This is a genomic window from Streptosporangium sp. OZ121 (genome assembly GCF_051918885.1).
Taxonomy (GTDB): domain Bacteria; phylum Actinomycetota; class Actinomycetes; order Streptosporangiales; family Streptosporangiaceae; genus Streptosporangium.
Map to the genome: position 1 here is coordinate 381637 of NZ_JBPXMC010000004.1, position 18704 is coordinate 400340.

Here is an 18704-nt window from a genome sequence, read left to right on the forward strand (position 1 = left end):
AGTTTCGGTGATCGTTGCACCGGCCCCCCCGTCAAAGGGGAAACTCCGCTCTGCCACTAGCGCCGTGCCTCCAACTTCCTGAGAGAATTCCAGACCCGCTTTAGCTCGCGGTAGATAAGCGGGGTTTCCGAAGCAAAGGAACTCCCCACGATCGGGACGACCTTTGCCCCCTCTTCGCCGTCGGAGAGCCGGACTTCCCGAAGGATGTCGGTAACCGTTACGCCGTTAATGACTGCGGTCACCGTGTCGCCTAGCCGGTAATGCTGACCGAACCGCAACTTAGGCATGTCCAACGGACCAAGGGAAAGAGACGCCCGGCCATGGGCCGCTAGCGCGTCTTCCGCAATGGCATCGTCTAGCGCCTCGATATCCGAGAGGTTCGCCGGTTCGCCGGTATCCGGGTTGATCGCTTCGTGCGAAGAGTTGTAAGCCACGGGGATATCGCGGCGGTCGATGAACTGTTCCGGCCAATAGTTCGACCAGCCATTTTCAGGAAAGGAGTAGGTTCCGGACACTTCGTTAGGGTCGGCCTGTAGGCCGCTCCCGTCCTCGATGTACGCCCTTACGTATCTGTCCCTACCTTCGCCCTGTGCGGCGGCCAGGAACCGCGTAGCGGCCGGGGCCGTCAGGCTGTAGGAGAACGACGCGAGGTTACCGATTTCGCGGGAGAAAACCGCCGTGCCCGATAGGTCCCGTGGCGTGTACACGCTGAATACGACTTGCCCTGAGGCGCCTTGCTTGATCTGCCAGCCGACACCGTGAGCTAGGGCCAGCTCGTTAGCCTTCGCCCCGAGGTTGTCGAACCGGCTACGCCAGTAGACCGGCCGCCCGGCCGTAGAGGGGGTGACCGTCAGGCCGGGAACCCTGCGGTTCCCTCGGGCACCAGGCCCCGCGTTGAGGTTCACTAGGTCGGCAATGACCGTGCCCACGGGGGCCTGGCCGCTCGCCGCGTCAATGGTCTGCTCATAGATCGAGTTACCAGGCTGCGGGTAGGTGGTCCGGCCGAACAGGATTTGTTCGTCGCTGACACCGCTCAGGGTCAACGCCCCGGCGCCCGGTTCGTCGGCGTCCCATGAGTGAACGATGCTGGAGACGGGGCCGGACATGACCGGCTGGTCAAGGCCGTCGACCCACACGACGATGCCGCCGCCGGGCTTAAGTAGGTCGCCCTGGTAGTCGCCGGGGACCTTAAGCACCCACGACCCGACGTCACAGAAACGCGCGATCACTTCAAGACTGGTGTACTGCTCAATGACGCCGAGCCTTTTAAAGTTGCCGTCACGGGCTTCCACAAGGAATCTAGGCACTGATGAACCTCGGCCGGTAAGTAAGGTTGACGCTAGTTCCGGCACCGGTTCCGGTGACGGCCAGAGTCACAGTGTTTTCCCCCGGCTGAATCCCCCAAAGGTTGGGGTTGGGGCCTAGCTTGTCCCACAAGTTAGTACCCGTGCCGTCCAACAGGACGGCCTGTTTCCGCCCCGGCCTGGTGTCGATGTAGGCCGACTGAGTAGACGTCAGGGTGACATCCATCGTGAATTCTTGCACTGCTCCATTGGCGTCTTCCCGCGAGAAATGAACCCCCGACACGGGGCCGTTGATCTGCCATTCCGGCCACGTCTGGACGTCGCCGGACACCGACAGGACGATGGACTGATTCAGTGCGTACGTGCGGTTGATGTTCAGTCCGAAGAACGGCGTATCAAAGAACGGCTTAAGGTCTGTGACGTTCGTTCGGAACGTCCGCTCGACCGTCTCGCCCGAATACCAATACGGGTCCATGGCGCGGAGAATGACCCCGTACTTAGCCCACGTGAACCCTGATGCCTCTGTGGCTTCGTCACCCTCGGCCCCGCTCACATAGTGAGCATCAATGAACCGGCTAGAACCGTCCCCCTCAGTGAGGACAAGACGGCCAGGGCCAAAGGCAGGATTGATCGAGGCGAGGAATTCCCGCCGAACCTGCAACAGGCTAGAACGATCAGCCCCGTACAAGTACAGAGGGAGAAAAATCTCCCTCGACTGTGCGCGTACGTGACGGGCAAAAGCCCCGTCGATAGCGGGAATTTCGTCATAGTGAAGCAGGAACGGCGGGGCATCCAACCCTCTAGCCCCCGGCATCATCAGAATGCCGCCTAGACCAGTAGTGAAGTTGTACCGAGGAGCGGCGCCACTATTGGCGGCCACATCGCGCGGCGTAATCCACTCTGCGGTTGTAGACGGCCATACTTCAAACATCGGGGTACTCAACCAATCACCTAGGCATAAAGCGCGTCGGAGTACTTCAGCGCGTTGACTAGCTGCTTTTCTGACGGCACGTCAGGGGCAGCATTGAGGGTCACGTTGTAGACCTTGCTAGCGCTCTGACCTGCGGGTTCATGCCCCGCGGACCAGTTGCCGGCCGATGGGGTCACGGGCGTATTAAGAACACCCGTCGGCGCACCGGTAGCAGCGAAAGCTAGGGGCAGATCAACGGCCCCCCACGCGTCCATGGCGCTACCGGCCAGGCTTTCAACCGCGCTCATTACAAGGCCCTGAGTGGCTTTAACGCCCATCGACAGACCTTCGCCGACGCTCTTACCGATTCGGATGAACGCCCGAGATGGGGAGTTGATTTCCAGGATCCGCCGGGCGATATCCATGATCCCGTTGACGGCGTTGTTCCACCAGTTGATAAACCCGTTCCACGCGTCTATCACGCCGTTCCAAAAGCCGATCATCATATTCCAACCGGCGGTTCGTAGATGGTTCCCGAAGTCCCCGATACTCCGAGCGATAGCGCCAGGGATTCCGGACACCCAGCTAATGAAGCCGTTCCACGCGCTGATCGCCCCGTTGTGCAGGCCGATAATCCAATCCCGGCCCATGGCGGCCAGAGTAGAACCTAGGCTGGAAAGGAAGCCGATGATCCGCCCCGGTAGGCCCTGAATCCACGAACTGAATTCGCTTAGCCTTGCTAGGGCCGTGTCCTTAGCTTCGCCGAACCACTCGGCGAACTTGCCGGGTAGCTCTGCGAACCCGTCGAATTCTTCAACGACCAAGTCAATGAGCCGCTTGCTATCGGCGTAGAACTCATCCCACTTTTTCTTGACGTCCCCAACGAAATGGGCGATGGAAGCGGCAACCAGTTCGACCGCGCCAACCAGCAACGGCATTACCAGATTGGCCAGTTCCGTCAGTAGTCGAATGATGTCCGTCGCTACCGGAATGAGCGGTAGCAAAGCGGTTACGACTTCTAGAATCGGGCCGACCAGGGGCAGCAGCGCAATCAGGAGATCGCCGAAAGCCTTGACCAGTTCAGGCAGGTAAGGCGCGACCAGTTGGAGCGCTTTCGCTAGCTCGTTAAGCAGCGTCGCCGCTACCTGAGCCAAAACGGGGACTAGCGGAGCGACGGCCGAAAGAATGGCCAGCAGGGCAGAAGCGACTACCGGCAGCATCGGCGAAAGAATCGTTACGGCCTGCACGAGTACCCCGGCGAGAATTCCCGCGAACTCAGCCGCTATAGGGACGACAGGCCGCAAGCCCTCTAGGATGGCGAGAATGCCGACTGAAAGGGAAGCGATCGCAGGGGCCACCGCCTTAACTGCGGCGGCTAGAATCGGCCCTACGGCCTCAGCTATGGCCGCGATTTCAGGGGCTAGTAGCTGGATCGCACCGGCCAAGGCAACGATCACCGGCATTAGTGCGGCGCCGACTCGCGCCAACGATTCGAAAATCGTGACGAGAATGCTCTGACCCTTGCCGGATTCTAGGAAGTCCCGAACCCTGGAAATCAGGTCGCCGACTACCCCGAGGGTGTCGCCCCCGGCGGTTTTCAGTGCGGCAAAGACGGCCTTAACGATGCCGCCTAGGTCGCCCAGGATGGAGCCGAGTTGCTTGATAACGGCAACCGCGTCTTTCATCCATTGGACGGCCTGACCCGTCTGCATGGACTTGCTGAGGAATTCGCCGAAACGAATCGTTGCCTGTGCCAGGCCGGGGGTTAGCGTGGTAGTGAAAACCGCGCCAGCACGGGCGATGTCAGCGAAGCCCTGTAGTAGCGGCTTGATTGCCGGTACAAGGTCCTCAATCGCATCGCTGGTCTGGTGGAAGACGCTTGCGATACTCGCCGAGCCACTAGCCGAAGAAACGAATCCTGTGACTTCCTTAGCGGCGGCGCCGAGGTCGTGCGCAACTTGAAGTAGTGCGGGGGAAACCTGCGTACGTACGGCCAGGGTGACGGCTTCAAACTCGCCGATCAGATGGTGGAAGAACGCCTCACCTAGTGAAGCCTTAAGGTTCTTAAGCGCCGGAACAACAACGTCGTTGAACTCGACCGCTACCGCACGCGCATTCAGTGCGAGCGTGCCGAGGATCTTTTCGTACTTCTCAACGTTGCCCTCTAGCGACGCCTTCATTGCGTCGCCGACTTCGCTCGTGGCGAGCTTGAAGACGGTGAACGCGGCAACGACCATGCCGAGCATGCCGGGCAGCGCCAGGAAGATTCCCGACGCGGGGGCGAGAGCCGCAGTCAGCAGTAGAACGCCCTGCACGGAGACGGCCCCGGCCGCGCCGACGGCGCTTAGAGCACCGGCTACCGCTGTGGCCTTGAGGGCGAACCCGCCGAAGGATGCCGTAGCCGACAGGACGGAACCGGCGGCATTGCCGACGGCCCCCGCCATGGTGGCAACCTTCGACCCCACCGCGAGCGCGGCGGCGCCTAGGCCCTGGACGGTGTCAACCAGGCGCCCGAGGTGGCCCCGGCCGCGCGTCTCGGTTTTCTCGAAAGAGTCGCCTAGGCCCTCAGTGTCACGGCCCGCGCCATCGAAGCTTTCCCGTAGCCGCGTCTCAAAGTCGCGAATAGTATCGGCTAGGGAATCCACTGAGATGGAAGCCCGGCCGAAGTGCTCAGTAATGGCCGCTTCGGTCTGGCCAGCAACTAGGGTCGCATGTGCGGCAAGCTTTTGACTGAAAGCGTCTGAGAACGAATCCGAGAGGCTAGAACCCAGGTTCTTACCCAGGTCCTTTCCAACCGTCTCGCCTACCGGCTTTAGTTCTGCCTCTAGCTGCTTCTTGAGGTTCTTCCCGAACGCCTTATGTAGTTCGGGGTGCACCTCTACATAGGCTTCACCGACTTTGGTCTTTGCGATGTCTACCCCTTCCCGAGGTTCGCCAAAATTCCGCGTAGCTCTGTCGCGGATACAAAACGGGGCTTTTCCTCGACGTCCGGGGAACCGGGCCTAGACAGTGGCTTAGGCTGCGGGGTTCTATCCGCCGCGTCGGCGTGAGCCGAGTGAAACAGCCAATTGGAAACGCGTAGCTCGTCGACTACGGATGCCAGTAGGTGAGTGTCTGTGTCCCACTCGCCAGCAGGGCCGTGATAGGCGCGGCTGGATGCGGAGTCATGGGGGAGCGCAGAGACTAAGGCGAATACCTTCCGGAGCGTGTACACGCCCCGGTATAGGTCCACGAGGTCTAGGCCGTAGTACCTCTGTAGGTCCGCCTCGACTGCGTACGGGTGCTCACGTAGCAGCCGGGCGAACCAAACTAGTTTCCCGAACCGTCGAAACCGGCCGCAGCGCTCAGCGCGTCTAGCAGCTCCGACAGGTGGCGGAACGTACGCGGCTTACTGCGGAACTCGGCATACTGCTCGTCACCGAGGATCGCCTGAGCCGCCACCGTAAGGCGGCCGTCCGCTAGGGCGTCCATGACCTCTAGGGGCCAATCGAGGGGGGCCGGAACCGTGTACACGGTGCCGTCGTAGGTGGCGGTGCCAGCGGCGCCGGACACCTCGGAAGCGAGCGCGGCGGCCTTCGCCTTACCGGTCTGCTTGCTCATGTGGAACTCTCCTCAATCGGTGGGGGGTTAGGGGGCGGGAACCATGTCGGCGGTGGTCGCGATACGCGCCAGCTCTCCCGCAGAGTCCAGAGACGTCACAGTCATTCCGAGCGACTGCGGGTTCGCCTTGCCGACGGTGAGCGCCTGGCGCTCAGAGACCATTGCGCGGGGCACAAACAGCGCCGAAACGTCGTCACCGTCACCCCAAAGGACAAGGAACGAACGTTCCCGTAGAACGGGGTTGGACGGGAGAATCAGGGTGCTTAGCCCGTCGGGCTCATCCTTGGTCCACGTGGCGTTAAAGAACAGCGCCGTAGAGTCCTTGTCCCACTGCATAAGCGTGAACCCGAACTGTAGGCCCGCCTCAGTGACGTTCAGCTTCGCAGCGGTTGCCGACTGCCAAACAGAAACCGAGTTCGTAGTAAGCGACGGCGTAAGGGATACGCCCTCCTCACTCGCATAGCCGAGATCGGTAAAGCCCACGATCGGCGTCTCGTCATCGAACGCCGCCGAGGTGGTGGGGAAGGTCGGGATAGTGGCGTTAGGGTCGCCCATCAGGATTCGCCCGAGGGGCGCAAACCGAATGGCGTCAGCGTTAATGTTCGACAATTTTCCTCCTGAGGTACACGTACAGGGACAGCGAGAATGTGAAGCGCTGCTCTCGCGTCACCGGTTCCTCGTTATCGAATGGCATAAGGTCCTCAGTCACATCCGAGAACACAGCCACACCGTCAGACCAGCCGGGGCCAGAGGAGAGGAACGCCGCACGCGCACGCATAGCGAGGCTTAGCGCGGCTTCCTTGTCCGGCCCGTACGCGTCCACATCAATGCGAATCAGGTCCATGCGGTTCCGAACGACCTGGCTTCCACCGACTAGAGACACAATCAGTCGGGGAGTGTGGAGCTGTTGGCCTACCAGGGTTCCCGCCGCTAGAACGTCGGGAAGCTGTGACTTAAGGAATGCGAGGGAGAACGCCAGAGGGTCATAGATCAATTGATCCGACTCAGTAGCAGCGCCCGCCGTAGCGGGGCGAAACGGGGAGTGTCGTTGGTACCGAACTCGATTTTCGTTGCGTCCACGTCAGCCGAGACATGCGCAACCGGCCCACTGGTTTTGATCTCCAGGTGGGTTGTGATGCTCGCCGAATACATCATTCGTGGTTCTCGCTTAGGGGCGAGAACCACGGCAAGCTTTCGCATGCGTTCCGCAGCGACAAGAGCGGCCTTGGCCATGCCCGGCTGATGCGTCAGCCGCTTGATAGCGACGGCATCTAGCTTCACGCGAACCTTAGCCATCAAGGCGCCTAATCGTGAGAACCGTGTGCCGCAGGGACGGCGGGAATGGGCGAGGTTCCGGAGTGCCGACGATCTCGTAATCCCGGCCCGCCCACCGGATGCGATCCTGTGTGGTCACGTCCACCGGCCCCCGTAGAAACGCGCGATACGCGGTCGCGACGGTTTCCCGATCCTTACTCAGGTCGGGCTGTTTGTCCGGAGTTTTGTCCGCGCGGGAATGGATCTGAATATTCGCACGGTAGCGGCCGGCCGACCGTGCGTTACCCCAATCACGGGACACACCGTAAGCCGTTTCGACAAGCGGAGCGCGAAGGACAATGACCGTGTCAGGAAACACGCTGTACGCCTCTACGATCCACGCACAGACAGTGTTCCGGCTTTAGACCGGTACTTATTCAGTGCAGTCTTAGCGGCCTTAGAAAGGCCCACAGCGGTTGCATCCGAGTAGGCGCGCGACACGTCGCCGACAGTCTCGGACTCCAGGCCGGGGGTGGAATCTAGAAGCCTCACGACTTCCTGACAAACCACGGCGTTCACGTCGGCGGGAACGTCATCGTTCCCATGCGTGTACGTCACCTCAACCTCGGCCGGTTCCGTGCTGAACAGCTGCACCGTCCAACCCCACCGACGCCACAGAGACGAACCAACGCGCTTGAATTCGGTCACGTCGGTACCGTCGATGGTTACGCGGGCGACCTGGTGGACCGGTGAGCCGGGCAGTTCTAGCGTCTGGTCATTCGGCGCACGCACCGTGTACACGTCGTCAACGACGCGGCCAAAGGACCGGCGGCAATGCGCCTTAACGAGGGCCGACACCTGAGTAATCAGGGCATCGACGCGCGCCACTTCGTCGCCCTCGATTTCGCGGCCTAGCGTTGCGGACACGTCCGCGTGTGTAGCAAGCATTCGCACCCCTCCAACGGGTAGACAGTCAAACCAGGACAGGGGCCGGACATTAGAGCCCGGCCCCTGAATGGCTTAAACGGTCTGCGCGTAGAAGGTGTGTTCCGGCCGCATCACAGAGGCGCCATAGACGTGAAGCCCACGCACGGCGTCGGCGAACCACTTCTCAGGGCGGTACGCCTCAGTCTCGACGATCTGGTCTGCGTACGTAGTCGCAATCTTGTGACCGGCAATCAGGTGAACCTTCGCCGGAAGCACGTTGCACGAAACGACGTCGTAGCCAAGGAAACGACCGACCAGGCCGTTACGAAGAGGCTCAGTGCTACCAGACTGGGAAGCGTCGATAAAACGCGGATCCATCAGGAGGCGCCCGTGCAGCTCAGGGGAGACAATCGCATACCGGCCATTGGCCGGGGTGTTCGTCTTGTCTAGGACAACCTTGGCGTCAACGAACATGGTGTAAATGACATCGGGGGTAGCCGTCAGGCTCAGGTCCACAACCTTGTGACCGACCGGCGCGGCGGCAACAATCTTGCCCGCAACGTAAGCGTCAGCCGCCTCGGCCAGCTTGCGCGCGGCCCGGCGCATACCCTCACTCATGTACTGGCCGCCAATGAGGCTCTGTACCTTGGCGATGTCATCGACCTTGAAGCGGAAAGCCTTGCTTTCCTCGATCTCAAAGCCCTTGTCGGCGCCCTTGATATCCTGGATCGTGGCACCGAAACCGGCAACAGGATCGTAGTCCTCAATGGTCGGGTCAAGAACAGTCGGGATCTTGACCTTGTCACCGGCGGCGCGAATCTCGCCCTCATAGTCGGTGTTAACAACCAGGCCGGAACCAACGACAAGGGCCGCCTTGAGTTCCTGCCAAATGCCAGCGGTCCAGATCTCCGGGATGAAGTAGGAAGCGCGATCGACAGTATTGAAAATAGCCAGGGGGATCAAATCCTTCTATGGGTTAAACGATTCCAAGCAGCGTGTTTAGCTGGCCGCTATCGCGGGCCGCATTGATCTGCTCATGGGTCATGTTCGCTAGGTCTGCCCGAGTGAGCTGCTTAACCTTCGAACCGGCGCCACTGGCGCCACCGCCGTTGAACACGTCCTGAGTGAACTCAGGGGCGTTCGACTTAGGCAGCGACTTAACGAACGCCGTAATAGCGTCCGCGTCGGGCTCACCATTCGCCATCAGGGGCGAGTAGTTGATGAACCGCTCATCAGGGAGGCTCACACCGGCCTTAGCCGCCGCAGTCGCAAGCGCAGACTTGGCAAGCCGGGGGCCGACCTCGGCCAGGGCCTCACTACGGCCCGCTAGCTTCGCCTCAGCAATGGCTTTCTCTGCCTCGGTCATCTGAGATGCCCGGAGGGTTTCGAGGTCCTTAGAGACCGTCTTGAAGCCGTTCTCATGCTTGCGCGCTAGCGCCTTCCACATCTTCGCGTCGGCTTCCCAATCCTTACCGCCCGTGTCGGGAACCTCGGTGTCGGTCGGCTCAGTCGTCGGCTCAATGGTCGGCTCACTCATATTTTTCGCTCCATGTCGGATAACCCATGTCGGGTTTAGGCCGCCTGTAGATAGGGGCCGTACTCTTCGTGCTCGGTAACACTGATGCGGCCCTCTGTCAGGGCACGCTCATAGGCGGAAGCGACTTGATCATTGAGGGCATCCTCAATGTCTTCGGCGGTCCCGTAAATCTGCTCAACAGAGCAAGCGCAAGACGGATGAATCGGCAGTAGGTCCTCGCGCTTATATGTGTTCGTCGCAGCGACCACACACAGCGCACAATGGTTATCCCTGTCGGAAAGAACCCGCCGGTACCCGATCACGTGTTCATCCGCATCAATGGCGGCGGCAACAGCGCCGCGTGCGGCTAGCTGTAGGTCTGCCTCGACCGCTCGGCCTAGCTTGTCGGCGACCGCCTCGACGGCGGCCGGGTACGGCTTGCCGTCGGCGAGGTCCGTCCATACGCGGTGGAACGGACGCGTGTACACGGTCTCTAGAGAGACGTCGTTAACCCGGCCGCGAACGGCGGCCAGGTCGATAACCGGGGCCGGTTGCCCCGTCGTCTCCCGAGAGACTTTGTCGTACGTCTCCAGTGCCCAACGGACTTCCTGCTGTTGGCCACCTCGGACGATGGGAACGACGTCGGCCAGCCACGGCCCGATCTGGTCGTCTCTGTGGGATGAGAGCCCCCGCCACAACCTAAGGATGCTCTCAACCAGCGAACTACGGAGCGTTAGACGATTGCGGCTGTAGCTGTCATATACGCCCCCCAATGTCCGGTTTATGCCGCTTCCCCGAGGTGCCGGCTACTTCCGCGGCTGTCACCCTGCGTATCCTCGGCGCCCGGCGCGGCCGGGGCCTGAGACTCACCAGGGACAACCGGGGGGCCGAACCTCTCGGCGCGGTCGCGGGCTTCCTTCGCCTGTTCGTCGCGGAGCTGGGGGAACCGCTCGATCTGTGCAGGCGTGTACCCCGCGTCCTCCTGGAGCTGGCGATCCGGCACGCCGAACGTCTTCTTTTTCAGCAGGGCGTCAACGTGCTCGCCCTCAGTCCGGTACTCCGGATCACGCCAAATCACTTCCGCGCTATGCGCGTTCTGCCGAGGGTCCTTAAGGACGGCGAACGCAAGCCGGATGACTTCCTCCCACGCCTCCCCAAAACAGCGCTGACGCTGTAGGACCTTCGCCACCAGGCCCGCCTCAGCGCTCTTGATGCTCTCCCCGGACGGCGGCTGACCGGCCTGCAACAGGAAGTAATGCGTAGGGATCCGCGACACCGAAGCAATGTGCGTAGTGAGCGCATCAATCAGCCGAACGTAGTTCGCTAGGTCCACAGTTTCGAACTGGCCGAACTTCGTGTTCGGGTCCTCACTGTGGAGCATCTTGTCTAGCGCCACCTTGAAAGGCGGGGGGGCGGTCTTGCCGTCTTCCTCGGCAAGCTCCAAACCGGTTACCCACCTCATGGGAAAGGCGCCCATTTCGCTCGCCACCAAGGCATCAATCATTACCTTGTTCACGGCGTCCTGCAAAGGGATGATCCGGTGTAGCTCACTCATTGGCTTACGGTTAAGCCGGGGCCTGTTGTCCAGTGCAATTACCGGCACAACGCCAAGCGGGTTCTTCGCCGGTTTCCCGTCGTCCCACTTGTCTCGCCCCTCAGGGCGGGAAGTCGTGTACACGCTCTTAGCCGTCATCAGGGCAACGTGCTCAGTGCCCCACTCGTCCACCTGACGCTTAAGGGCGACACGACGTGTCCGCCTCGACCCCGGCACGTAGGCCAGGGTCATCTCATGCGCCGAGTAAGGGGTAATGGTCGGCTTGCCGTCAGCGTCGGCCCACACGTGCACGTAGGCCCGACGCTGAATCAGAGCATCGGTGTGAGCCGCGTCTGAGTCAGCATCCATGCCGGATCGCTGCCAGATATCCGCCGCGTCACGGTCGGCCTTAGGGTCCTCCGTCAGCCGGAAACCCTCGACCTGTAGACGTTCGGCAACGGAGTCGACGACCAGGGCGCAAAAGTTGTCCGCCCACTGGCCTTGAAACATCCCGCCGAAAGCCTCACGGAATTTCACCTGAGCAAACGCTAGAGGGTGGTTACCCTCGTAATACTCGTCATAGCGGCGGGTCTCGGCGCTCTCAATGTGAATCTGCCGCGTCAGGTGGTCAATCCACTCATTCGGGGTTTGCGGTTCCCGGCCCGATAGATCCATGTGCCCTCTCAGTAGCTCATTGCCCTAAAGCGCCGTACGCGCATACGCCCGTCTGCCAGCGCATCCGCGCGGGCTTCAACGGCGAGGACAGCGGCCATACAGGCATCAATGTGGTTCTTGCTTCGCTTGGTTTCCTTGCGGAGAACCGTGCCCGCGCGAACCTCCCGGTTACGCGCGTTATAGACATGCCGGGTTAGCGTCTTATCCCCGACGTGTGAAATCTGGTTGGTGTCCACACCGGTGCGGAACCGCTCGACCGCGTTAGCCATCGGCGTATCACGGTGAGTCCAGAACTCGAATACGTGGTTATCGCCGAACTCCAATGCCCACCGGCCTACGATGTCTTGCCAGTACGCGGGATCCGCGTACACCCATTCGACGCGGTACAGCTTGAACGCTTCCGCCATGGCCGCATCGACGGCCAACACATCGACTTCCCAGTCTTCGGAAGTGTGTGGGTTCTCCCAAATCTTGATGGGGAACACTAGGCCGTCGGATAGGCGGCAACCAATGATTGCCGTTGCGTCGTACCGTAGAGAGCCGTCGAACCCAATAGCGATTTGGTCGCCCGGTTGCGGGCGCTCACTACTGGCCGCGTTCTCCCACGACTCTTTCAGCATCCATTGATCAGCCGTAGCGGTCGGCTGATTCAGGAAGTACCGCCGCGCCTCATGCTCTTGCATCGTCTGGAGATCCACGACCATTCGGTCTAGATCCATCCAATCGGCCGCAGGACCGTAAACGTACTTGAGAGCCTTCTTAAGCTCAGCCTTGTTCTTGAGGGAAACCTGAGGAGCTTCCTTGTGGTCGAACAACAGGCCGGGGCTATCTAGCAACCCCTCGGCGACCTTGAGGTAATCGCTGTGCGTCTTCTCTGCAATAGAGCCCTCACCGGGCGCATACATCGTTGACGTTTCCAACGCCCACGGTTCCGCGAGCTTTCGTTTCAGGAGGTTACGGGTAACCGTGTCGTACATCCTGTGAAGCTCAGGGAGCGTGTAGAGGTGGCTTTCGTCGAACACTGCGAACGACTCTTTACCGCCGTCCTTAGAGGAACTGGACGCCGTAGACGGCACGATCTTCCCGCCGCCGGGCAGGTTCACCGCGCCGAGGTTCACGTCCAAACCCGCGTACGCGTCGACCACAGGCCCCTCAGTGAGCATGTAATAGACGTTGTCGTACGTGTTTCCGGCCTGGCTTTCCTCAGTCGCTAGACACCGGATGAACGGATACGTGACCGGCTTTCCAACGGGAACCCCGTTGGCGTCGAACCCGTCGCAGCGAACCGGGCCTAGCGCCTCGGCGCAGACCAGCATTCCCGCAAGCTCACTCTTGGCTCGCCCCTTAGGGCGGCTCAGGAACGCGCGGTTAACGACCCTGCGGCCTTTGCTGTCGACGGCGTACGCGTCGACAATGAACCGGGCATACTCGCGGTCAATGACGATTGGCTGCCCCTGGACGTCACCAGGGCCGTGAACTAGGTAAGCCTCGATCCAATCAACGACCTGATAGCCGAGACTGTGAACCGGTGCCGTCCAACGGCCATCAGGCCCGTACGGCACCTAAGCCCCCTATGCTTCGTGAATGATTTCCACTCGATTCGCAGGAATCGTGATCGTGATAGACGAGAAGTCTCGCCCCGGCTGAATCTCGACCCGCATCCCCTGAGTCATCCAAGGGAATTCCGCGCCGTCGATCGTCAGCGAAAAGTAGTCGCCCCGAATCTTCGTGACGTTGATAACGCCCGCTAGCTTCGCCTCAGGCACTTAGTCCTCCAGGGACTTACGACGCGCGTCTAGAGACGCCACGGGGGCGAGCTTCGGTTTGGTATCCGTCTGCGGCCCCGGAAGCCGCATACGCAGCCGCATGCGGTCCGCCACGGTCGCCCCTAGGCGTTCCTCGTTAAGGCGAATCTCGGCGAGTAGGCCCGTCTTCGGTTCCGCAAAATACTGCTCGACCAGAGGGGCGAGCATTTGAAGTCGTTGCCAATCGGTAGGCGTGAACACCGACGCTTGTGGAGACGAACACCAGGTGTCCCACCATGCGCGTGTAGCCGCCGACAACGTTGTGTAGCCCCGAAGTTTCGGGGCCTTGACGTCACCGGGTTCAGTGAGCGTGATGGAATCGAAGGAATCAGCGTTACGACGAACCTTGTTTTCCTTCGGTGCCGGACCCATGCCAGCCACGCCCCACCCCCTTTCTACGCCTACCAATTGGATTACGTCGACCGCCTAGGATTCGAACCCAGACCACGCGGATTAAAAGTCCGCTGCTCTGCCATTGAGCTACCGGCCGCACGGGGAATGTGTTGCCCCTTACACCACGGGACCTATCGGCCCCGGCGGGATTCGAACCCGCATTCTTTCCCCTCGCCGGTTGCCTAGGAATCGAACCTAGTACCCGTGGCACTTCACGCCACTGCTCTACCATCTGAGCTAACAACCGTTAAACCTGTGAGCGTGCTTCGATTACACCAACGGTCGGCACTCCGGCCACCGTGCCGGATTCGAACCGGCTCTACTCACCCGCAGGATGGAAGGATTCGAACCCTCTCCGCCCGCCCTATTTGCAGGTAACTAGCCTGCCATTTGGGGCCGGGGTGCTCCCTACACCGCATCCCTAGGTTTTCGCCAACCGGCTAGTTAGGCCAGCGCCGAAAACCAGTACCCGCCCCCGGACTCGAACCGGGAACCTCATGTTCCTAAGACATGCGCCTCTACCAATTGGGCTAGGCGGGCAAAAGGGTGACCGAAGGGATTCGAACCCTCGCGTACCGGCATCACAACCCGGCGCTCTACCTTTGAGCTACGGTCACCACGTGTCGCAGGGGCGACCAGGAAACAGCGTGTACACGCGTCGGCGAGTGATCAGCCCGGCGCCGGTAACCCCTGCACGTTCTTACGCCTGTCGCCAGGCCGACGTTTCGCACGTCTGGTCAGTCGCCAGAGTCGCGCCCGTGTCGTAGTTGTACAGACGCGCGTGCGTACACCACACCTGATCGCCGCTAGCGTTCGTCGCCTGCACCGGCGCCTCACAGGTGATCGGGCCGGGGCCATAACACCGGCCGCCCTCCGTGGTGTCGACGGTCACACCGTCACGAGTCAGCCTCACCGTGATGCCGATCGAATCCCACGTACCCGCCGAGTTGCACCGGCCGGTACCGAAACCGCTCACATACGGGCTCGCATAAGACGGATAGTCCGCAATCACATTGCACTGACTTACCGCAGCGGAAGCCGAAGAGGCACTAGCGGCCACGCCGGAAAAGGCAGCGACAAGAACAGCGAAAGCGGCGGCAAGCCGACGGAACGTAGACAGGATCAATCACCCTTCGGATAAACAAAGTTACTGACCAGGCCCGAGGGGGCCTGATCGCAAGTCACACAAGGGGCCAAAGGCGCTACCCTGGATGACAAGTCGAGTAGACAGGAACACGTCATGTCGTCACCGGACGATGAATGGTCCCCGCCCAAATACGCCCAAGTGGTCAAGGCGATCCGCGAGAGGATCGCCGACGGCACATACAGGCCGGGCGACCGCATCCCGTCAGAGGCGGAACTGATCGCCGAGTTCGGTTACTCGCGTCCCACCGTCGTTCGCGCGCTTCAAGTCCTGGAACTGAGAGGGCTCATAGACCGTGTGCACGGGAGAGGTAGCTACGTGAAGAGCGCCAGCGAGCACGCCCCCGAGGGGGCCGAAGAGTGGAAGCCCGGCGACATCGTTCTAGACGCCGTCGGCAAGCTGCTACAGCGCTCCGCACACCCGCGATGGGTGTGGGACACGGGGGTCCGTGAGGCACGAACGCAGTGGGGCGTGAGCGTCCCCGACGGGGCCACGGAGGAGAGCGAAGCTGTGCCGCCGCTCATCCTGTTGGTACGTGACGGCTACGCCGTCGGGCATCCTCGGCCGGAAGCCTGACGACCACCAGGCCCACAGCGAACCCCCGTTTTTCCAGCGGGGGTTTTTGCTTGTCTGCGCACGTCACACAGGGTGACGATAGCTAGCTGACCGGAAGCCCGGACCCGTACGTTTCCCGAGGGCCACCCCCTCCACAGTTCCCTACGCGCGTGATCATGGGGGTACCCCCACCCTGGTAGCTACAGAGCGTGACGTGAGCGTGTACACGGTCTAGGTGTGTCACCTCGTGGTGACGTGGGCTAGTGACGTGGGCGGTACGCGCGCCGCAGCGCGCTCGATGCTTCGCCTGTGTGGGGAGGAACCTCACTCAACCCACACTCACCTCATCACCACTTACTCACCACACCACCACACACTCATCACACCCATGAGTACAAACACACTCACTACATATCCATGTAATACCCATCACACCTACACACCACTACTTACTCACTCCACAACCAACACATAATCACCACATATACAAAGAACACATACACACCTAACACACCATCACCTACTCATTCATTCACCACTACCACCACACACCAATGGGTGTGTGCCTAGTGGGTAGCTAGGTGGGTTGGCTATCGGGGGGGGCGTGCCGGGCTCACCGCCCGGCTGTGTGCGGTTGGTTAGGCCCCGGCCTGCTGGACGGGACCTGGTCTAGGGGGTGTGAGCTACGGCCCGGTAAGGGCCGTCCTAGCGCTCTCTGAGGGTCTTTGCTTTGTGGCACTCGCGGCATATGGCCGCGAGGTTAGCTAGGTCGTGGTCGTCTCCGGGATTCACGTGGTCTACTTCGGTGCCGTCGGCACCGCAGACGTAACAGGTGTAGTTGTCCCTGCGGAGAACGATTAGTCGACGCCGCTCCCAATCCTTTGGGAGACGGCTACGTCTGTCGTGTGTATACCAACCTATGGGCTGGTGATCTTTACACTTCCCTCTGCCCTTGACCGTCTGCCGACAGGCAGACGTGGAACAGATTTGCTTTGCTCGTGGCATCGTTTCGCGCGCCTCACGCGCGTACTAGCTAGCGAGCTTGCGAGCTAGCTACTTAGTTATTGTTGTTTCGCTTACTCCGCTTGGGCTACGTAAGCGCTTTTGTGTTTGTTAGCTAGCCGCCTTTGGCGGGTTGGCTTGTTAGCTGCCCCCCCAAACCCCCCCGGTGGGGGGGGGCATATGGGTAGTCGTGTCTTTTCGCCGGTTCTTTGCCCATCGGACGATGTGATGTACCTCACATGCCTGAGGCCGGTTGCAACTCGGCTGCAACTCGGAAACTGCGGTAGATTTCGGGCATGGCAGTACTCACAGTCAACGCGGCAGACCTTTCTAAGGCCCTGTCGAACGCCGAGGGTTGGTTCCCCGCGCGGGGGCCGGTGCCCGTGGCGCTGGTCACCAGTAACCCGCTTGCCGGGCTTGTCGTCACGGTGACTGATCACTACACGGCCGGTGAAGCTACGTGCCCCGCACAGGATTACACAGGGCCTCACGTGGCCGTAGAGATCAGTCGCGCTGATCTGGTCGGCCTGGCAGCGAGAGCCCGTAAGGACGGCACACGGAAGGTTCTAAGCCGCGTCACGGTCGAACCTGATGGGGTCATCGTGCACGGCTCTATCGAGGACAACAACGCCGAGACGGCTACCGCTCTGGCCGTTGTTTCCGATGATGGCTTTCGTTCTGAGTGGCGCCTACTCGCTGACATGTTCGCGGGTGCGGTTAAGAACGCTCGCCCTTTCCCTGAGTCGGTGATGGTTTCCCCCGGCTACCTGGCGCTGTTTAACAAGGTTCGCCCCGACGTTCCGGGGCGCGGTGTCGCCCTGCTTACGTGCCCCCCGGTAGGGGCGGTTTTCGGTAAGGTCGGCCCCCATTTCCGGGGCCTGGTCATGGTTCTAGACGCTGAACGCAATGAAGAGTTCGCGGGACAAGGCGGTTTGTGGTGACTAACTGGACTTTCACGAAGCACGCCCTTAGCCGGGCTCTCGACATGCTCGTTACCCCGGAAGAGATTCGGGCCTGTCTCGACAGTCCGGAGATTGCTTACCGTCAGAAGGACAGGCCGGAAGGGTATGGGGTTCGTCAGGCCGGGCGGATTGGTCTCGCCGTCGACTACAACCGGGGGATTGTGCTCTCGGTGCTTCACCGTGAGGAAGCCCATTACAGCCGCTCTGATGTGGCTCACACGGTTCGCCTGGCTTCCTGATGGCGTACGAGCTTCCCCCGAATGTCGTGGCTCAGATTCGCGCTCAGGCCGTCAGGGATTACCGCCCCGATCCGGAACGGTGGGCAAGGGTCGCGGGCATCCTGGTGGGGATGAGTAGAACGGCAGACGTGCAGAAACAGGCAGCGTGAGACAGGCCCCCGCTACGGCGGGGGCTTTCTGTTTTTGGTTACGCTCCGCGCCCGCCGGCCTCCACCCCCCGCAGGTCAGAGGCTTGCAGGGGGCAACCGCGGTTATCACTCCGCGTGACATCGCCCCTGGTCGGCGAGCTTCCGAGTTGCAAGAAAGCGTGTACACGCGTTATGGTCCCTTTCGTCAGCAGGAACGAAGGGAAACACCATGAGGACCGCAACCGCCCCCGCCCGGAACCCCTACGCCAGCACTAAGCAGATTGACCTGATTCGCTCTCTCGCCAGCGACCGCGAGCCCATCGAGGGGTGGGAGCTGGTTAAGCCTCTGGTGGACTCTGGGAAGGTTCCGCCGGGCGTCGCCCGTCTGGCTATCGACCGGTTCTTTAAGTCGCCTTACAGGACGACGGCGAAGCTTGAGGCCGGGTTCTACTCGCTTCATGAGTACATCTACGAAGTGCGGATTTCGGAAGCGGGCCGGGCGTACGCCCTGGAGATCTTCCTTAACGAAGTCGGCAAGGTTTGCCGGGAGATCGCGCGGGGGGTTGTGCGGGACCTTCGTCCCGAACACGCCCTGACGATTGAGGAGGCCATGGCGTTCGGGCGGGAAACCGGCTCATGCTGTATCTGTGGCCGCGTACTCACGAACCCGGAGAGCATCGAAAAGGGTATCGGCCCGATCTGCGAACAGCGTTTCTAGCCCTCGACATAAGGAAGCCCCCGCTACGGCGGGGGCTT

Annotated in this window: 20 protein-coding genes and 4 tRNA genes; 4 read left to right on the plus strand and 20 right to left on the minus strand. The window is 61.1% G+C overall.

Features of this window, described 5'->3' with window-relative positions; translation table 11 throughout:
- Nucleotides 1-56: 56 nt before the first annotated feature.
- The 19 genes from ACTOQ1_RS11790 to ACTOQ1_RS11880 form a co-directional block, all read right to left on the minus strand.
- Nucleotides 57-1307, minus strand: coding sequence for a siphovirus ReqiPepy6 Gp37-like family protein (locus ACTOQ1_RS11790; RefSeq protein ID WP_440066436.1), 1251 nt, complete (start codon nucleotides 1305-1307; stop codon nucleotides 57-59).
- Entirely contained in the window at nucleotides 1300-2247 is a 948-nt protein-coding gene (locus ACTOQ1_RS11795) for a phage tail domain-containing protein (protein ID WP_440066437.1), read from the minus strand. Before ACTOQ1_RS11795 ends, ACTOQ1_RS11790 begins: the two co-directional genes overlap by 8 nt.
- A gap of 8 nt (nucleotides 2248-2255) precedes the next feature.
- Nucleotides 2256-5090 (minus strand): phage tail protein, encoded by a 2835-nt coding sequence (locus tag ACTOQ1_RS11800; protein ID WP_440066439.1) that lies wholly within the window; start codon nucleotides 5088-5090, stop codon nucleotides 2256-2258.
- A gap of 433 nt (nucleotides 5091-5523) precedes the next feature.
- Nucleotides 5524-5814, minus strand: a complete 291-nt coding sequence (locus ACTOQ1_RS11805; protein ID WP_440066441.1) for a hypothetical protein — start codon at nucleotides 5812-5814, stop codon at nucleotides 5524-5526.
- 27 nt (nucleotides 5815-5841) lie between these two features.
- A complete protein-coding gene (locus tag ACTOQ1_RS11810; protein WP_440066443.1) occupies nucleotides 5842-6423 on the minus strand; it encodes a hypothetical protein in 582 nt (193 codons plus the stop codon).
- The gene (locus ACTOQ1_RS11815; RefSeq protein WP_440066445.1) at nucleotides 6410-6658 is read right to left on the minus strand and encodes a hypothetical protein; all 249 of its coding nucleotides are present in this window, start codon (nucleotides 6656-6658) and stop codon (nucleotides 6410-6412) included. Before ACTOQ1_RS11815 ends, ACTOQ1_RS11810 begins: the two co-directional genes overlap by 14 nt.
- A gap of 146 nt (nucleotides 6659-6804) precedes the next feature.
- Nucleotides 6805-7110 (minus strand): hypothetical protein, encoded by a 306-nt coding sequence (locus ACTOQ1_RS11820; protein ID WP_440066447.1) that lies wholly within the window; start codon nucleotides 7108-7110, stop codon nucleotides 6805-6807.
- Between the two features lie 348 nt (nucleotides 7111-7458).
- The gene (locus tag ACTOQ1_RS11825; RefSeq protein WP_440066450.1) at nucleotides 7459-7995 is read right to left on the minus strand and encodes a hypothetical protein; all 537 of its coding nucleotides are present in this window, start codon (nucleotides 7993-7995) and stop codon (nucleotides 7459-7461) included.
- Nucleotides 7996-8088: 93 nt separating this feature from the next.
- On the minus strand, nucleotides 8089-8958 hold the full coding sequence (locus ACTOQ1_RS11830; protein ID WP_440066452.1) for a phage major capsid protein: 870 nt from the start codon (nucleotides 8956-8958) through the stop codon (nucleotides 8089-8091).
- Nucleotides 8959-8971: 13 nt separating this feature from the next.
- Nucleotides 8972-9532 (minus strand): hypothetical protein, encoded by a 561-nt coding sequence (locus tag ACTOQ1_RS11835; RefSeq protein WP_440066454.1) that lies wholly within the window; start codon nucleotides 9530-9532, stop codon nucleotides 8972-8974.
- 35 nt (nucleotides 9533-9567) lie between these two features.
- Entirely contained in the window at nucleotides 9568-10284 is a 717-nt protein-coding gene (locus ACTOQ1_RS11840) for a VG15 protein (protein WP_440066456.1), read from the minus strand.
- An 8-nt stretch (nucleotides 10285-10292) separates the two neighbouring features.
- The gene (locus ACTOQ1_RS11845) at nucleotides 10293-11720 is read right to left on the minus strand and encodes a phage portal protein (protein ID WP_440066458.1); all 1428 of its coding nucleotides are present in this window, start codon (nucleotides 11718-11720) and stop codon (nucleotides 10293-10295) included.
- A gap of 8 nt (nucleotides 11721-11728) precedes the next feature.
- On the minus strand, nucleotides 11729-13282 hold the full coding sequence (locus ACTOQ1_RS11850) for a terminase TerL endonuclease subunit (RefSeq protein WP_440066459.1): 1554 nt from the start codon (nucleotides 13280-13282) through the stop codon (nucleotides 11729-11731).
- A 9-nt stretch (nucleotides 13283-13291) separates the two neighbouring features.
- Complete coding sequence (locus tag ACTOQ1_RS11855; protein WP_440066461.1) at nucleotides 13292-13486, minus strand: hypothetical protein; 195 nt, start codon at nucleotides 13484-13486, stop codon at nucleotides 13292-13294.
- On the minus strand, nucleotides 13487-13906 hold the full coding sequence (locus tag ACTOQ1_RS11860) for a hypothetical protein (RefSeq protein WP_440066462.1): 420 nt from the start codon (nucleotides 13904-13906) through the stop codon (nucleotides 13487-13489). It abuts the gene before it with no gap.
- Between the two features lie 37 nt (nucleotides 13907-13943).
- Nucleotides 13944-14015 (minus strand) — tRNA-Lys (locus tag ACTOQ1_RS11865).
- Nucleotides 14016-14092: 77 nt separating this feature from the next.
- Nucleotides 14093-14165, minus strand: a tRNA-Phe gene (locus ACTOQ1_RS11870).
- Between the two features lie 219 nt (nucleotides 14166-14384).
- Nucleotides 14385-14458, minus strand: a tRNA-Leu gene (locus tag ACTOQ1_RS11875).
- Nucleotides 14459-14463: 5 nt separating this feature from the next.
- A tRNA-His gene (locus ACTOQ1_RS11880) sits at nucleotides 14464-14535 on the minus strand.
- 623 nt (nucleotides 14536-15158) lie between these two features.
- Here ACTOQ1_RS11880 and ACTOQ1_RS11885 point away from each other — a divergent pair.
- Nucleotides 15159-15638 carry a GntR family transcriptional regulator gene (locus tag ACTOQ1_RS11885; protein WP_440066464.1) on the plus strand — a complete coding sequence of 160 codons (480 nt, stop codon included), beginning with the start codon at nucleotides 15159-15161 and terminating at the stop codon, nucleotides 15636-15638.
- A gap of 684 nt (nucleotides 15639-16322) precedes the next feature.
- Here the strand turns inward: ACTOQ1_RS11885 and ACTOQ1_RS11890 are convergent.
- Nucleotides 16323-16622 (minus strand): HNH endonuclease, encoded by a 300-nt coding sequence (locus ACTOQ1_RS11890; protein WP_440066466.1) that lies wholly within the window; start codon nucleotides 16620-16622, stop codon nucleotides 16323-16325.
- Nucleotides 16623-16915: 293 nt separating this feature from the next.
- On the opposite strand from ACTOQ1_RS11890, the gene ACTOQ1_RS11895 reads away from it, so the two are divergent.
- The 3 genes from ACTOQ1_RS11895 (at nucleotide 16916) to ACTOQ1_RS11905 (ending at nucleotide 18666) form a co-directional block, all read left to right on the plus strand.
- Nucleotides 16916-17560: a hypothetical protein gene (locus ACTOQ1_RS11895; protein ID WP_440066468.1), complete on the plus strand. Its 645-nt coding sequence runs from the start codon at nucleotides 16916-16918 to the stop codon at nucleotides 17558-17560.
- On the plus strand, nucleotides 17557-17820 hold the full coding sequence (locus ACTOQ1_RS11900) for a hypothetical protein (protein ID WP_440066470.1): 264 nt from the start codon (nucleotides 17557-17559) through the stop codon (nucleotides 17818-17820). The genes ACTOQ1_RS11895 and ACTOQ1_RS11900 overlap by 4 nt, the downstream gene beginning before the upstream one ends.
- 357 nt (nucleotides 17821-18177) lie before the next feature.
- Nucleotides 18178-18666, plus strand: a complete 489-nt coding sequence (locus ACTOQ1_RS11905) for a DUF6011 domain-containing protein (RefSeq protein ID WP_440066472.1) — start codon at nucleotides 18178-18180, stop codon at nucleotides 18664-18666.
- Nucleotides 18667-18704 lie beyond the last annotated feature (38 nt).

What these genes read in the sequence shown, in the direction of transcription:
- ACTOQ1_RS11805 (WP_440066441.1), bottom strand. Translation starts at nt 5,814, where the DNA reads ATGAGCAAGCAGACCGGTAAGGCGAAGGCCGCCGCGCTCGCTTCCGAG.
- ACTOQ1_RS11815 (WP_440066445.1), bottom strand. Translation starts at nt 6,658, where the DNA reads ATGGACCTGATTCGCATTGATGTGGACGCGTACGGGCCGGACAAGGAA.
- ACTOQ1_RS11820 (WP_440066447.1), bottom strand. Translation starts at nt 7,110, where the DNA reads ATGGCTAAGGTTCGCGTGAAGCTAGATGCCGTCGCTATCAAGCGGCTG.
- ACTOQ1_RS11835 (WP_440066454.1), bottom strand. Translation starts at nt 9,532, where the DNA reads ATGAGTGAGCCGACCATTGAGCCGACGACTGAGCCGACCGACACCGAG.
- ACTOQ1_RS11845 (WP_440066458.1), bottom strand. Translation starts at nt 11,720, where the DNA reads ATGGATCTATCGGGCCGGGAACCGCAAACCCCGAATGAGTGGATTGAC.
- ACTOQ1_RS11885 (WP_440066464.1), top strand. Translation starts at nt 15,159, where the DNA reads ATGTCGTCACCGGACGATGAATGGTCCCCGCCCAAATACGCCCAAGTG.
- ACTOQ1_RS11890 (WP_440066466.1), bottom strand. Translation starts at nt 16,622, where the DNA reads ATGCCACGAGCAAAGCAAATCTGTTCCACGTCTGCCTGTCGGCAGACG.
- ACTOQ1_RS11895 (WP_440066468.1), top strand. Translation starts at nt 16,916, where the DNA reads ATGGCAGTACTCACAGTCAACGCGGCAGACCTTTCTAAGGCCCTGTCG.
- ACTOQ1_RS11905 (WP_440066472.1), top strand. Translation starts at nt 18,178, where the DNA reads ATGAGGACCGCAACCGCCCCCGCCCGGAACCCCTACGCCAGCACTAAG.